Genomic DNA, 15,187 nt, shown 5'->3' with positions numbered 1-15,187 from the left:
TGAAATCTGAATCCTAAAGCCTCGTCAGCAATGACGGGGCTTTTTTGTGTCGGCAAAGCGGCGTGACTACGGGATTTTAGCTGGTGTTTACAGTACACTGCCGCGTCATGTGAATTATGGAGTGTTTCTTATGTCGTACCAGTGTCCCCTCTGCCAGCAGCCGCTGTTGTTAAACCAGCGCACCTGGCGCTGCGAAAACCAACATCAGTTCGATCAGGCCAGAGAGGGCTATGTGAATCTGCTGCCGGTACAGCATAAGCGCTCAAAGCAGCCGGGTGACAGTGCCGATATGATGCAGGCGCGGCGTAACTTCCTTGATGCCGGTCACTACCAGCCGCTACAGGAGCTGGTTAGTGAGCTGCTGGCGCGGGTGCTACCGGAGGGGCCTCTGAACGTGCTGGATATTGGCTGCGGGGAAGGGTACTACACCCACCACGTTGCCAGCCGTCTGGCGGCGAAGGGTGAGGCGAAAGTCTGGGGGCTGGACGTGGCTAAAATTGCCATACGCGCCGGGGCAAAGCGTTATCACAACGTGGCGTTTTGCGTCGCCTCCAGCCATCGGCTGCCCTTCAGTGACGATCGCTTTGACGCCGTGCTGCGTATCTACGCCCCCTGCAAGGCCGAAGAACTGGCCCGGGTGGTAAAACCCGCAGGCTACGTCCTGACCGTGACCCCTGGCCCACGCCACCTGATGCAGTTCAAAGCGCTGATCTATCAGGAAGTGCAGCTGCATGACACCACGCCGGAAACGATGTCGGGCTTCACGCTGGTGGAAGAGCAGCAGCTCAACTATCCCATGGTGTTGAACAGCGAAGAGTCCGGCGCTCTGCTGCAGATGACGCCTTTTGCCTGGCGTGCCCGCCCGGAGGTCTGGGGCATTCTCGCGACCACAGAGCAGTTTGCCTGTGAAACCGACTTCACACTGCGCCTGTGGCAGCGTGACAGCCAGCAAACCCCGGTGGTTAACGACTTTCCAGCATAACCTGGTAGATCTTCTCCAGGTCATCTAACTGGCGAACGTGGATCAGTAACCGGCGGTTTTCCAGCGCGATCACCAGCACGCCATCTTCCGACAGGTTGATGGCGCTGATGCGTTCCCAGCGTATAAATACATTGGCGTAGAAAAACCCCGCCTGTTTGAGCAGCAGCTTGGGTGCCCGTATCCAGAATAGCCATACCGCCAGCGCACTCAGCGCCATCAGCAGCAGAGTGGTAAGCTGCGGGCCGCTGTCGCTGACGTTCTTGTAGATCAGGATAACCAGCAAACCAATAAAAATAAGGCTGTCGATCTTATTACGGCGCTGCAGCAGGACTTTCAGCCGCGTCGGGCCGTGAAGGCGGTCCATAATCCACTCATCGTAGATGGCATAAAGCAAAATTAACGCAATAAACAGCACGATAAAATAATCAGTCAAAAACATAACAGAGCCCATAAAAAGGGGCCAGACTGTGCTGGCCCCGGAGTGAAAGCAAAACTAACTGACTTCAGACACCCAGCAGACCAATCCAGTAGCCGAAGATACCAATCGCAAAGAAGCCCATGATAATCCACAGCGCGTTGACTTTACGGCGCAGCAGCCACATACAGCCGAAGGTAAGCAGCAGAGGGATCAAACCCGGCATCAGCTGGTCAAGAATCGACTGAACGGTGGTGACGGTGGTTTTACCCGTCTGGTCAGTGATCCTGGACACCACCAGCGGAACGTTAACATGGGTCCATTTATTTACCAGCGCTCCCATGACAAACAGGCCGAGAATGGACGCCCCCTCAGTCAGTTTCTGCAGGAAGCCGCCGCCCATATCGCTGACGATATCCACCCCTTTACGGTAGCCGTAAGCCACACCGTAATAACGCACCAGTAAACGTACCAGGTTAAACAGCACAAAGAACAGCAAAGGACCCAGCAGGCTGCCGCTCATAGCAATCCCGGCACCCAGTGCAGCAAAGACCGGACGCACGGTTCCCCAGAAGATAGGGTCACCAACACCCGCCAGCGGTCCCATCAGGCCCACCTTGATGCCGTTAATTGCCGCGTCATCAATGGCTGCGCCATTAGCGCGCTGCTCTTCCATCGCCATCGTCACGCCCAGCACCGGGGCCGCAACGTAAGGGTGGGTATTAAAGAACTCCAGATGGCGTTTAATGGCCTGTTTGCGGTCGTCATTGTTCTCAGGGTACAGGCGGCGGATCACCGGCACCATGGAATAACAGAATCCCAGGGCCTGCATACGTTCGAAGTTCCACGAACCCTGAAACAGGTTAGAGCGTAAGAACACACCGCGAATATCGCCTGGCGTCAGTTTCTTTTGCGTAGCGGTAGTTGTTGTATCAACCATTTCTCTCACCTTTCCTTAATCGAGTTCGTTATCAAGGTCGTTATGTGCCGGCCCTGACGCCTGTGCACCCGCAACACGGTTATATTTTGGTGCCAGCTGGATATACAGGATAGCCATCACCACGCCAATCACGCCCAGCGCGACCAGGTTGAAGCTGGTAAATGCGGCAGTAACAAAACCCAGGTAGAAGAACGGCATCAGGTAACCGGCACGCATCATGTTGATCACCATGGCGTAACCGACGACCACGATCATGCCACCGGCAATATTCAGACCGTTGGTGACCACGTCCGGGATCGAGTTGAGCAGCTCCTGTACCACGTGGGTACCAACGGATACAGCCACAATCAGCGCGGGGATAGCAATACGCATCGCTTGCAGCACCAGCGCAGAGACATGGATCCACGAGATAGCGGTCAGGTTGCCTTTTTCAGCGGCTTTATCGGCCGCGTGCTGGAAGGCCACAGTGATGGTACGCACGATAATGGTCAGCACCTGGCCTGCGGCAGCAAGCGGGATAGCCAGTGCAATACCGGCACCGACGCTTTGTCCGCCAGCAATAACCAGAATGGTGGAAATGATGGAGGCCAGGGCCGCATCGGGCGCGACGGCGGCCCCGATATTCATCCAGCCCAGGGCGATCATTTCCAGTGTACCGCCGATAATAATACCGGTTTTCATATCGCCCAGTACGGCGCCTATCAACGTACAGGCCACTAAGGGCCGGTGAAACTGAAATTCATCCAGGATGGAACCCATGCCTGCGATACAGGCCACGATAAATATCAGTACAATTTGTAGCGTGGTAATCTCCATTACACTTTTCCTCTTTCATGCCAGAACGGAGTTCAACCTGAGCAGTCAGGCCACGGTCTATTGCGTCATTTTGTCGATCAGATCCATCATTTTCAGGCGCTGGTCGCTGGAGACCTTACGGACTTCCAGTTCGATACCCCGCTCATTCAGCTTTTTAAACGCCTCAATATCTTTAGCGTCGACCGATACCGCGTTATTCACCTGCGTTTTTCCCTGACGGAATGCCATGCCGCCGATATTCACTGTGGTGATGTTGACGCCTTCCTCGACCAGACGCAGGACGTCAGTCGGGTTGGTAAATAACAGCATCACTTTGTCTTTTCCGTATTTGGGGTTATTCCATACGCGAACCATTTTAGCGACGTCGACAACGTGTGCGGTGACACCCGGTGGGGCCACCTGAGTGAGCAGCGTTTTACGCACGTTATCAGCGGCGACTTCATCGCTGACGACGATAATGCGCGTGACGTTGGTCTCTTTGGTCCAGCGGGTGGCCACCTGACCATGGATCAGACGGTCATCGATGCGGGCAAGCCCAATTTTCATATGATCGCCGGGCTGCATGGGGGCCTGGGGAGGTGGGGGCGCTTTGACGGCGGCGGCGACAGGCGTTGCCTCGGGCAGCTTCGCTTTCAGTGCCTTCACGCCTTCACGTCCGGTTTCAACCGCCAGAGCAACCAGCTCATCGAAGGTGGGATTATCGTCACGCGCCATCAGTACTTCGACCAGCATCGGGATATTGACCCCGGCGACCACGTCGTAATTCTCTTTATCGACGACCAGGCGACTGGCCGCATTGAACGGGCTGCCTCCCCAGGTATCGACGAGGAAAAGCACGCCCTGTGCACTGTCCATGTCTGCCAGACGCGTCTGGTATTTCTCCATCAGCGTTTCGGCATTTTCCCCGGGGACAAAGTCGATCCAGCCGACATTTTCCTGCTCCCCTAACAGCATTTCGGCAGTCTTCAGTAGTTGTTCTGCCGCCCAGCCGTGTGTGCCGATCATAATAGCAATAGTCACTTGCTACCTCCTTTATACGTTGGCAACGGCTACAGCCAGCTAGCCGCGCAAGGGTCATCTGAATCAACAGGCATTCAGTATGATTAAAGTCCAACTTTTACTGCGACGTGCTCAAAACGGGTCAGTAGTTCTAAACACACAGCCATAAACGGGATTTATTTTAGTATGCGAAAAAATAAATATTGTGACGGTGCTCAGTTATTTAGACGTTAACCTGGATTTCAGGAAGCCTGATGAAACATTATCCAGAAAGTGGCAAAACATGCCCGAGTGTAAGAAATTATTTTGACGCTACTGTTTCAACTGCTAAAGTAATGATCCTTTTTCAATACAGGAGTAACGGGCCTCAGCCCTCCCTATGGACTGTCACCGAAGTCGCTTAATCATGCCGCCGGGCTACCCGGTCTTGTTTTCAACGTCGCCAGACGTCACCTTACATTCCACTCGTTGTCATCCCTGCTGCACGCTCACCCGAACGTTTGCTGCCTGTTCCCGTTCCTTTTTCCGGAGTCTGTCATGGAATTTCTCTTAGACCCCTCAATCTGGGCAGGTCTCTTTACGCTCATCGTTCTTGAGATCGTGCTGGGTATCGATAACCTGGTATTTATTGCCATCCTTGCCGATAAGCTGCCGCCGAAACAGCGAGACAAAGCGCGGCTGATTGGCCTGTCCCTGGCCCTGATTATGCGTCTGGGCCTGCTATCGCTGATCTCATGGATGGTGACGTTAACCCGTCCTCTGTTCAGCGTCGGCGACTTCAGCTTCTCGGGCCGTGATCTGATCCTGCTGGTGGGCGGATTGTTCCTGCTGTTCAAAGCCACGATGGAGCTGCACGAACGGCTGGAAAACCGTGATATGAACGCCGGTGGTAATAAAGGATATGCCAGTTTCTGGGCCGTGGTGGTGCAGATCGTCATTCTTGACGCCGTGTTCTCCCTGGATGCGGTGATCACCGCCGTCGGGATGGTCAATAACCTGGCCATCATGATGACTGCGGTGATCATTGCGATGGGCGTCATGCTGCTGGCGTCTAAGCCGCTGACCAACTTTGTTAACGCGCATCCGACCGTGGTGGTGCTGTGCCTGAGCTTCCTGCTGATGATTGGTCTCAGCCTGGTGGCGGAAGGTTTTGGTTTCCATATTCCCAAAGGCTACCTGTACGCGGCGATTGGCTTCTCCATTCTTATTGAGCTGTTCAACCAGATTGCGCGCCACAACTTTATGCGTCATCAGGAGCGGCGTCCGATGCGTGAACGTACCGCAGAGGCTATTCAGCGACTGATGGGCGGACGTCGCCAGAACGAAAGCCACAGCAGTGAAAGCAGTGAAGTTGCTGCTATCATGCCGCAGCAGGCGTTTAAAGACGAAGAGCGCTATATGATCAATGGCGTTCTGACGCTGGCCTCCCGTTCGGTGCGCAGCATCATGACCCCGCGCGGTGAAATCTCCTGGGTAGATGCGCTGCGTCCGATCGATGAAATCCGCATCCAGCTGCTGGATACCCCGCACAGCCTGTTCCCGGTCTGCCGGGGTGAACTGGATGAGATTATCGGCGTGGTGCGTGCCAAGGAGCTGTTAGTGGCGCTGGAGCACGGCATTGACGTGGCGACATTCGCGGCGGCAACACCGGCGATTATCGTGCCGGAAACGTTGGATCCGCTGAATCTGCTCGGGGTTCTGCGTCGGGCGAAAGGCAGTTTCGTTGTGGTGACCAATGAGTTTGGCGTCGTACAGGGGCTGATTACGCCGCTGGACGTGCTGGAAGCCATCGCCGGCGAATTCCCGGATGAGGATGAAACCCCGGATATCATTGCCGACGGTGATGGCTGGCTGGTGAAGGGCGGCACCGACCTCCACTCGTTGCAGCAGCTGCTGGATACCCAGGACCTGGTGCGCCCGGAAGACGATCACGCTTCTCTGGCCGGACTGCTGATTGAGCAGAAAGGGCAGTTGCCTAAGCCAGGAGAAGTGATCGAGATGCCGCCGCTGCGCTTCCAGATTATCGAAGCGACGGACTACCGCATCGATCTGGTGCGCGTAACCCGAGAGCGCAATGAGCATGATGAAGACGATCAGTAATCCTTACTGACGCGCAGGCAATAAAAAGCCGGGGATTTCCCCGGCTTTTTTTATGCAACATGGCGGACTCAGATGCCCAGCGACTCATCATGACTCATCAGCCAGTCCGGGAAGTCGCCTAACGGCATCGGCCGGGCATAGAAATACCCCTGCAGGACATCTACGCCTTTCTCGCGCAGGTAGGCTGCCTGTTCTGCTGTTTCCACCCCTTCGGCCACCAGGCTGATATTCAGGCGCTGTGCCAGGGAAATCACCATATCGGTTACGGTGGCATTAATGGCGTCCGTACCGATAGCCGCGGTGAACACTTTATCGATCTTCAGCACATCCGGACTGAGCGTTTTCAGATACGAAAGCGAGCTGTGCCCGGTACCAAAGTCATCGATCGCCAGCTTCACGCCAATATCATGCAGATGCGACACCACGCGCTGATCCACCACCGGCAGGGAGTCCCGTTCGGTCAGTTCTACGATCAGCTGCGGTTTCGGGTTGGCCGGCCACCACAGGCGTTGGAGATCGTCGATGATCGCCCGCTCGTGGAAGTGGCTGGCCGCAACGTTAATGGCGATATGAAACGAGGAAGAGGCCGGCAGGTCTGGCAGGTGCCTGACCACTTCACCGATCACAAAACGCGTCAGTGGGGCGATCAGGTTTTGCCGTTCTGCCAGCGGAATAAAGACGTCAGGCGGGATCCAACCCTGGCGGGGGTTATGCCAGCGCAGCAGCAGCTCAATGCCGTCACAGGCACCGGTACGGGCGTTGATCAGCGGCTGACAGTAGACCATAAACTCACGGGCGGTGATGCCATAGCTGATTTGCCAGGAGAGACTCATGCGGTTGGCCGTGGCCAGCCAGACGATATAGCCCATCAGTAAACTGAGTAGCAGCGCCAGCGGGAGCTGGGAAGGGACGGTCATCAGCGCCAGGCGCGACGGCGAAGGGCCGAACAGCGTGATAGAGAAGGGATAACGCAGCGACGACTCTTCGTAACTCACTTCGTCATCCGACGGTACCGCAGGCTCAATCATCGGATTACCGTATTCCAGACTCTTGCCGGCGACATTGAAAATCGCCCGTTCCACCCAGGGCAGCGTGGGCTCCAGCAGATAATTGGTCATCAGCTCAATGTTAATGACCTGGATGATGCCTGAGCGGTTATCCAGTGAACGTGGCGTCCAGAACAGCAGTACCGGTGAGCCTTTAATCAGATGCTCATCCACCGCCAGCAGCATGCGCTGGTTGTTTACCGCCAGCTCAGGATACGTGTCGGTAAACGGAATATCAGCGCTGCCGTAAATGCTGGAACAGTAAATGCGATCTTCATCCACCAGCAGAATCGATCGTACCGTCTGCAGGGAGGCCAGTTTTTCAATCAGCGGAAAGCGGATTTCACCACAGGTGAGGCCAACCAGTCCGATCGTATTATTGGCCGCCACATCCAGCGGCGAAAACATGCGGTCAAAGCGCTGGATAGCATTATCAGCAAAGGTCCGCGACTGCTGCTCTATCCGGTTTTTCTCTTCCAGAAAACGGAAGGTTAATGTGAGAATGAGCACCAACGCGGCAACAACCGCAGCGATAAGTAATCGCTTACGGCGAAACTGTCCGAATACTTCCTGGGACATTTGCATCAGTAACCACCCTTAAGATCAAGACGCGTACACAGAGATCGAATACCAATTATCGGCAACTGAGGCATTAAGTTTAGTAGTGCGGAAGAGAAAAGCTGAATGGCTCAAAAACAGGAACTTACTCTCACAAACACGCTAAAACACTTTAGCTATTTCCTGATGCTGGCGATAGCAGGGCGGTGAATTATTTTTCGTGAGGGGGAATAAAAAACGCCACCCGGGAGGGTGGCGTCGGTATCAGTCACACTGGACTTTAATCGCCAGCCCACCGCGTGAAGTTTCGCGATATTTCGCGTTCATATCTTTGCCGGTTTCGTACATCGTCTCGATAACCTTATCCAGCGAAACACGGGCCTCACTGGTGCGGCGCATCGCCATACGGGCCGAGTTGATGGCTTTCACCGAGGCAATGGCGTTGCGTTCAATGCACGGCACCTGCACCTGACCTGCGACCGGGTCACAGGTGAGACCCAGGTTATGCTCCATGCCAATCTCTGCGGCAACGGCAACCTGTTCCGGGCTGGCGCCAAGCAGTTCTGCCAGACCGGCCGCTGCCATCGAACACGCGACCCCCACTTCCCCCTGACAGCCTACTTCCGCCCCGGAAATCGACGCATTCATTTTATACAGAATGCCGATCGCCCCTGAGGCCATAAAGTAGCGGGTAAAAATTTCCGGGGTCACCGGCTCAATAAAGTGATCGTAGTACGCCAGCACGGCAGGAACAATACCGCAGGCACCGTTGGTCGGCGCGGTGACAACGCGGCCACCGGCAGCATTCTCTTCGTTCACCGCCAGCGCAAACATGTTCACCCAGTCGATGACGATCATCGGGTCACTGGACATTTTATCGGATGAGACCAGCAGGCGACGCAGGGCAGACGCACGGCGCGGCACCCGCAGCGGCCCGGGCAGAACGCCTTCGGTATTCAGACCGCGATCGATACACTCACGCATGGTGCGCCAGATGTCAGTGAAGTAGCTTTCAATATCGGCGCGACTGTGTACCGCCAGCTCATTCTTCATCACCATGCCGGACAGTGACAGGCCGGTCATCTGACAGTGGGCCAGCATCTCTTTTGCGGAGTTAAACGGGTAGGGGACGGAGACTTCATTCACTACCGATTTGCCGAAGTTCTCTTCATCGACAATAAAGCCGCCACCCACGGAATAATACGTTTTGCTGTAAATACGCAGCTCACCGGCAAAAGCGTGAATGGTCATACCGTTTTCATGCAGAGACAGATTATCGCTGCGGAACACCATGCCCCCTTCACGCGGGAAGTCCACTTCATGCGCCCCGTTGGCCAGCAGCAGCCGCTGACGTTGTTCAACGTCGCGAATAAAGGCTGGAATACCGTCGATATCCACACTTTCCGGTGAGGCACCGGACAGACCCATAATAATGGCGATATCAGTATGGTGCCCTTTACCGGTCAGGGAAAGGGAACCGTAAACATCGACAGCAATACGCGTCACCGAGGAGAGCTGGCGATTGTTCACCAGATCGTCGACGAACTGTTTGCCGGCTTTCATTGGGCCAACCGTATGAGAACTCGACGGACCAATGCCGATCTTAAACATGTCGAAAACGCTAATCACGTTGTACGCTCCTGTAAGGATTTTAAATCACGCTGTGGGAGAGGTAAGAATGGGTGCCCACATTTTGCGAGAAATATAAATGAAAAAGCACCGTATTGCAGTGATTTGGATCGCCCGTTGGCAATAATCTGGTGAAAAATAATGTAAAGGCGGCTTTTGAAGCAACTAATGGCTGCATTTTAGCCGATTTCTCAGGATTTTGCCACTTGCAGGCTTAGCTGACGGATAATCCCGCCTGTCATACCCCAGATAAAGTAGTCATCGAACCAGGACAGCCAGATGCGATGGGTCTGACCGGCACGGTGAATATCCAGCGCAGAGTAACGGCCTGGGCGCAGCGCTTCTTCCAACGGCATCTCAAAGACGGACTCGACTTCCCCCTCATTTGCCTGCCAGCGCAGACCGGGGGGCAGCACACCAACCACCGGCGTGACCTGAAAACCGGTGCTGCTGGTCACCGGGGGCAGCACACCGATCACCTTCACCGCAGCAGGAGGGATTGCCACCTCTTCCCAGGCTTCGCGCAGGGCCGTGACAACCAGAGAGGCATCGCTGTCGTCCTTCATCCCCCCGGGGAAAGCCACCTGGCCTGCATGCTTACGCAGCGTGGCGGCACGGCGGGTCAGCAGCAGGGTCGGTTCAGGGTGGGCAATAATGGGCACCAGTACCGCCGCCTGGCGGCGCGGTAAGTTACGCTTGCCTTCTGCCGGAGGCTGTAACAGAAAGCGCGTCAGAAACTGCGACAGAACAGAGTCATCAGGGCTCATCGGGCGACGACTCCAGACAGGGCAGAATGCGGTTCACTTTATCCAGGGTTTCCTGGTACTCCGCCGCTTCATCACTGTCAGCAACGATGCCGCCCCCGGCCGCACAGTAAAGCGTGCCCTGCTCGGCGATCAGCGTGCGGATGGTTATGCTGCTGTCCATTCGCCCGCAGACGCTGAGATAACCTATGCTGCCGCACCACGCATTTCGCCGCTGGGGCTCCAGCGTTTCAATGATCTCCATCGCCCGGACTTTTGGCGCGCCGGTGATGGAACCGCCGGGGAAACAGGCACGGAGCAGGTCGCAGGCGGTCAGGGCGGGCTTCAGCTCCGCGGTAATGGTACTGACCAGGTGGTGAACTGCCGGGAAGGGTTCGACGACGAACAACTGCGGAACCTTCACGCTGCCCGGCACGGCTACGCGGCCAATATCGTTGCGCAGCAGGTCGACAATCATCAGGTTTTCACTGCGGTCTTTCGGCGACTGCGCCAGCTTCTCTCCCTGCAACCGGTCGGCGTGCGGATCGGCCAGCCGTGGCAGGGTGCCTTTGATAGGTCGGGTTTCAATCTGCTGTCCAGTGAGTTTAATAAAACGCTCGGGCGACAGGCTGAGGATCACGCTGTCCGGCAGGCAAATAAAGGCGCTGAAGGGGGCACGATTTTGTCGGCACAGACGTAAAAATGCCTGCCATTCGTCACCCTGATAGCGGGCGGCAAAGCGCTGAGCCAGATTGACCTGATAGCAGTCGCCAGACAGCAGCCATTGCTGGATCTGACGAAATTTTTCACCGTACTCTTCACGCGACATATTGGCCCGCCAGGGGCCAATCAGATGGAAGTCCGAAACCGGCGGGGCCTGCTGTGCGTCCAGCCACTGAAGGCGTGCCTTGAGGTCTCCCTGCACCACCAGCGTCAGCTTCTGTTGCTGATGGTCAGCAATCAGCGCCCAGTCATAAATCCCGACGGCCATATCCGGCGTCGTCAGCTGTGCCTCTGCCGTGGTCTGCAGCTGTTCAAAACGGCGGCCGAGGTCATAGCCAAACAGACCCAGTGCGCCTCCCTGAAAAGGCAAATCCGGGTGCTGCTCAGCCTGCAGTCCACAGGTGGCTAACTGCTGTTGCAGCAGCGTCAGCGGGTCGTCACCTGAACGCTGTTGCGCACCACCGGCATCAATGGTGGTGTGACTGCCGCGGGTGGTCAGTGTGACGCGGGGGTCGGCCACCATAATATCGAAGCGATTATCAGCGTGATCGGCAAACCCGGAATGCAGCAGCATCGCCCAGGGGAGATGAGCGAGGCGGGAAAAATGATGCTCAATGGCATCTGGCGTATAATTCAGACAATGATAAACAGGCGACATAGCTCTTCAGCAGACAAAATTCATTGATACGCCAAGCGTGACATATTTTTATGTCGCTGGCATCTCTTTGTCGCCCGTGGAATAATCCGCACCGCAAACCACCTCAGGAGTCACTATGTTTACAGGATTACCCGCGCTGTCACATGAGCAGCAGCAGGACGCGGTAGAACGCATTCAGAAGCTGATGTCAGAGGGAATGAGCAGCGGCGAGGCGATAACGCTGGTCGCCGCTGAAATCCGTGAGAACCACACCGGCGGTCACGTCCCGGTGATGTTCGATGAGGATGAAGAAGATTATATGGGCGACAATAACCACGACGAAGAAGAAGAAGAGCACGACGAATAAGTGGTTAACCCCTGCCGGCCCGGCAGGGGAATGTATTATCGTGCGGCAACGATTTTAATTTCTACCCGGTATTTCGGGTTCATCAGGTTAGCCTGCACCGTACAGCGCACCGGCGCGTTACCCGGCGACACCCACGCATCCCACGCGCGATTCATCGCCGCGAAATCGGCTTTATCCACCAGGAAAATGGTGGCATCCAGGATTTTACTTTTATCCGAACCGACGCGGGTCAGCAGGTTATCGATCACTGCCAGGGCATTGGCCGTCTGCGCTTCTGCATCATCATCCAGATTTTCCGGCACGCTGGTGTAATACACCGTATCGTTATGGATCACGGCTTCGGACATCCTGTGTTCAGGATCGATACGTTCGATGGTCATATGAGTTCCTTTTTTTCAATGCGCTTAAAACCGCGACAGACTGGCACAGATTACCGTTATCTGTCACCTAAAGGGTGGAGTGCACAGGCGGATACTGACATAATTACAGTAGTATTGACCAGGTGGTGAGGGTATGTGGTAGACGATTTTGCAGCAGAAGGCGCACTGGCGCAGGCGATCCCCGGCTTCCGGCCGCGTGAACCTCAGCGCGAAATGGCGGCGGCGGTGGCGCAGGCCATTGATAATAAAAGTGAGCTGGTGGTTGAAGCAGGAACCGGCACGGGGAAAACCTATGCCTACCTTGCCCCGGCGCTGCGTTCCGGTAAAAAAGTCATTGTATCAACCGGGTCTAAAGCTCTGCAGGACCAGCTTTACAGCCGCGATCTGCCGACGGTGGCCAGGGCGCTGAAATTTAAAGGCAGCATGGCCCTGCTTAAGGGGCGTTCAAACTATCTCTGCCTTGAGCGGCTTGAACAGCAGTCGATGGCCGGTGGTGAGCTGGCGGTCCAGGCGATGAGCGATCTGGTACACCTGCGTGGCTGGTCGAACGAAACCGTCGACGGTGATATCAGCACCTGCGGTGGCGTGGCCGAAGACAGCCCGATCTGGCCACTGGTGACCAGCACCAATGATAACTGCCTGGGCAGCGACTGCCCGCAGTACAAAGACTGTTTTGTGGTGAAGGCGCGGCGTAAAGCAATGGATGCCGACGTGGTGGTGGTCAACCATCATCTCTTTCTTGCTGATATGGTCGTCAAAGAGAGCGGCTTTGCTGAACTGATCCCCGAGGCTGACGTGATGATCTTCGATGAGGCGCATCAGGTTCCGGATATTGCCAGCCAGTATTTTGGCCAGCAGCTCTCCAGCCGCCAGCTGCTTGACCTGGCGAAAGATATCACCATCGCCTACCGCACCGAGGTGCGGGATATGCAGCAGCTGCAGAAATCAGCGGACCGGCTGGCGCAAAGTGCCCAGGATTTCCGCCTTGCCTTAGGGGACCCCGGGTTTCGCGGTAATCTGCGTGAGCTGTTGAGTAACCCGCAGATCCAGCGCGCACTGCTGCTGCTCGATGATGCCCTGGAGTTGTGCTACGACGTGGCGAAACTCTCCCTGGGCCGCTCTGCGCTGCTGGATGCGGCTTTTGAGCGGGCGGCCCTGTATCGGGGACGGCTTAAGCGGCTGAAGGACACCACCCAGCCGGGTTTCAGCTACTGGTATGAATGCAACGCCCGCAACTTTGTGCTGGCACTGACGCCACTGTCCGTTTCCGATCGTTTTCGCGAGGTGATGGATGAGCGTCCGGCAAGCTGGATCTTTACCTCCGCCACCCTCGCGGTCAACGAGCAGATGACCCACTTTGTGGAGCGGCTGGGGGTGAGTAAAGCTGAAACGCTGATCCTCAACAGCCCCTTTGACTTTGCCCGTCAGGCCCTGCTGTGCGTGCCAAGAAATCTGCCGTCACCCAATCAGCCCGGCGGTGCCCGACAGCTGGCCAGGATGATGCGCCCGCTGATCGAAGCCAATGACGGCGGCTGCTTCTTCCTCTGTACCTCCCATCAGGTGATGCGCGAGCTGGCCGCTGAATTCCGGGCCACCATGACATTGCCCGTGCTGCTGCAGGGGGAAACCAGCAAGGGGCAGATCCTCAAACAGTTTGTGGCGGCGGGCAATGCGCTGCTGGTGGCCACCAACAGTTTCTGGGAAGGGGTGGACGTGCGCGGTGATGCACTGTCGCTGGTGATTATCGACAAGCTGCCGTTCACCTCACCTGAGGACCCGCTGCTGAAAGCCCGTATGGAAGACTGCAAAATTCGCGGCGGAGAACCTTTTGATGACGTGCAGCTGCCGGATGCGGTTATCGCTCTGAAGCAGGGCGTTGGACGTCTGATCCGCGACGTGGACGATCGTGGCGTGCTGGTGATCTGCGATAACCGGCTGGTAATGCGTCCGTACGGTGCGGTGTTTGTGAACAGCCTGCCGCCCACGCCGCGCACGCGTGACCTGCAAAAGGCGATAGATTTTCTGCAAAAAATGGGCGGCAGTAAGCATTCCGACGGTGATGTGCTATGATGCGCGCCGAAAATTTTTCTCCCCTGAGGTTGTTATGTCCACGCGAATTTTAGCCATTGATACGGCCACGGAAGCCTGCTCGGTTGCCCTCCTGAATGACCAGCACCAGCTGGCACATTTTGAACTCTGTGCGCGTGAACATACGCAACGTATTTTGCCGATGGTGCAGCAGATTTTACAGGAAGGCGACGTCACCCTGAACGATCTGGATGCGCTGGCCTTTGGCCGGGGGCCGGGAAGTTTTACCGGCGTCCGCATTGGCATCGGCATCGCGCAGGGGCTTTCTCTGGGGGCCGGACTGCCGCTAATCGGTATCTCGACGCTGATGACGATGGCGCAGAGCGCGTGGCGGCTGCACGGGGCGACCCGGGTGCTGGCCGCCATTGATGCACGCATGGGCGAGGTGTACTGGGCTGAATACCAGCGGGACGGGCAGGGTAACTGGCAGGGAGAGGTGAGTGAGGCGGTGCTGAAACCGGACGCGGCAGCGGCGCGCATGGCGGCCCTGAGCGGAGAGTGGACCTGCGTGGGGACGGGCTGGCAGGCCTGGCCGCAGCTGGGAGAAAACAGCGGCCTCGTGCTGACGCGCTCATCGGTGACGCTGCCCTGTGCGGAAGATATGCTGCCGCTGGCGCAGCAGGCGCTGGCCGCTGGCATGACGGTTGCGCCGGAACACGCGGAGCCGACCTACCTTCGTAACGAAGTGACATGGAAAAAATTACCCGGACGTGAGTAGTACAGAGCAACTATTTGAACCGGCAACAGTCGAAGTAGGATAACAA

Annotated in this window: 14 protein-coding genes; 5 read left to right on the top strand and 9 right to left on the bottom strand. The window is 56.4% G+C overall.

Features of this window, described 5'->3' with window-relative positions; translation table 11 throughout:
- Window positions 1-130: 130 nt before the first annotated feature.
- Window positions 131-982, top strand: a complete 852-nt coding sequence (gene rlmA / locus IFU29_RS02740; protein WP_191932561.1) for a 23S rRNA (guanine(745)-N(1))-methyltransferase — start codon at window positions 131-133, stop codon at window positions 980-982.
- Here rlmA and IFU29_RS02735 read toward each other — a convergent pair.
- The 4 genes from IFU29_RS02735 to manX all read right to left on the bottom strand — a co-directional run bounded on the left by IFU29_RS02735 (window position 963) and on the right by manX (window position 4,173).
- Entirely contained in the window at window positions 963-1,421 is a 459-nt protein-coding gene (locus tag IFU29_RS02735; protein ID WP_191932560.1) for a DUF986 family protein, read from the bottom strand. The genes rlmA and IFU29_RS02735 overlap by 20 nt on opposite strands.
- A 64-nt stretch (window positions 1,422-1,485) precedes the next feature.
- Complete coding sequence (locus IFU29_RS02730) at window positions 1,486-2,337, bottom strand: PTS mannose transporter subunit IID (RefSeq protein ID WP_191932559.1); 852 nt, start codon at window positions 2,335-2,337, stop codon at window positions 1,486-1,488.
- A gap of 15 nt (window positions 2,338-2,352) precedes the next feature.
- A complete protein-coding gene (locus tag IFU29_RS02725) occupies window positions 2,353-3,153 on the bottom strand; it encodes a PTS mannose/fructose/sorbose transporter subunit IIC (RefSeq protein ID WP_062746202.1) in 801 nt (266 codons plus the stop codon).
- A 57-nt stretch (window positions 3,154-3,210) separates the two neighbouring features.
- The gene (gene manX / locus IFU29_RS02720) at window positions 3,211-4,173 is read right to left on the bottom strand and encodes a PTS mannose transporter subunit IIAB (protein WP_191932558.1); all 963 of its coding nucleotides are present in this window, start codon (window positions 4,171-4,173) and stop codon (window positions 3,211-3,213) included.
- Between the two features lie 516 nt (window positions 4,174-4,689).
- Between manX and IFU29_RS02715 the strand changes: the two genes are divergently transcribed.
- On the top strand, window positions 4,690-6,252 hold the full coding sequence (locus IFU29_RS02715) for a TerC family protein (RefSeq protein ID WP_191932557.1): 1,563 nt from the start codon (window positions 4,690-4,692) through the stop codon (window positions 6,250-6,252).
- Between the two features lie 68 nt (window positions 6,253-6,320).
- Here the strand turns inward: IFU29_RS02715 and IFU29_RS02710 are convergent, their stop codons facing one another.
- The 4 genes from IFU29_RS02710 to pabB form a co-directional block, all read right to left on the bottom strand.
- A complete protein-coding gene (locus IFU29_RS02710; RefSeq protein ID WP_191932556.1) occupies window positions 6,321-7,883 on the bottom strand; it encodes an EAL domain-containing protein in 1,563 nt (520 codons plus the stop codon).
- Window positions 7,884-8,120: 237 nt separating this feature from the next.
- Window positions 8,121-9,485 carry an L-serine ammonia-lyase gene (locus IFU29_RS02705; RefSeq protein ID WP_191932555.1) on the bottom strand — a complete coding sequence of 455 codons (1,365 nt, stop codon included), beginning with the start codon at window positions 9,483-9,485 and terminating at the stop codon, window positions 8,121-8,123.
- Between the two features lie 191 nt (window positions 9,486-9,676).
- Window positions 9,677-10,252 carry a CoA pyrophosphatase gene (locus tag IFU29_RS02700; RefSeq protein WP_191932554.1) on the bottom strand — a complete coding sequence of 192 codons (576 nt, stop codon included), beginning with the start codon at window positions 10,250-10,252 and terminating at the stop codon, window positions 9,677-9,679.
- Window positions 10,242-11,609 (bottom strand): aminodeoxychorismate synthase component 1, encoded by a 1,368-nt coding sequence (gene pabB, locus IFU29_RS02695; protein ID WP_191932553.1) that lies wholly within the window; start codon window positions 11,607-11,609, stop codon window positions 10,242-10,244. Before pabB ends, IFU29_RS02700 begins: the two co-directional genes overlap by 11 nt.
- Before the next feature lie 115 nt (window positions 11,610-11,724).
- Here pabB and IFU29_RS02690 point away from each other — a divergent pair, with 115 nt between their 5' ends.
- Window positions 11,725-11,955, top strand: a complete 231-nt coding sequence (locus tag IFU29_RS02690; RefSeq protein WP_191932552.1) for a YoaH family protein — start codon at window positions 11,725-11,727, stop codon at window positions 11,953-11,955.
- 35 nt (window positions 11,956-11,990) lie between these two features.
- On the opposite strand, the gene IFU29_RS02685 is transcribed toward IFU29_RS02690, so the two are convergent.
- Window positions 11,991-12,335: a RidA family protein gene (locus IFU29_RS02685; RefSeq protein ID WP_191932551.1), complete on the bottom strand. Its 345-nt coding sequence runs from the start codon at window positions 12,333-12,335 to the stop codon at window positions 11,991-11,993.
- A gap of 135 nt (window positions 12,336-12,470) precedes the next feature.
- Here IFU29_RS02685 and IFU29_RS02680 point away from each other — a divergent pair, with 135 nt between their 5' ends.
- Window positions 12,471-14,405, top strand: coding sequence for a helicase C-terminal domain-containing protein (locus IFU29_RS02680; protein WP_191932550.1), 1,935 nt, complete (start codon window positions 12,471-12,473; stop codon window positions 14,403-14,405).
- A 34-nt stretch (window positions 14,406-14,439) separates the two neighbouring features.
- Window positions 14,440-15,141, top strand: coding sequence for a tRNA (adenosine(37)-N6)-threonylcarbamoyltransferase complex dimerization subunit type 1 TsaB (gene tsaB, locus IFU29_RS02675; protein WP_191932549.1), 702 nt, complete (start codon window positions 14,440-14,442; stop codon window positions 15,139-15,141).
- Window positions 15,142-15,187 lie beyond the last annotated feature (46 nt).

This window comes from Erwinia persicina (genome assembly GCF_014838825.1).
GTDB classification, from domain to species: domain Bacteria; phylum Pseudomonadota; class Gammaproteobacteria; order Enterobacterales; family Enterobacteriaceae; genus Erwinia; species Erwinia persicina_A.
Note: the sequence above shows the minus strand (reverse complement) of the source record. Positions and strands in the feature narration are given on the sequence as shown.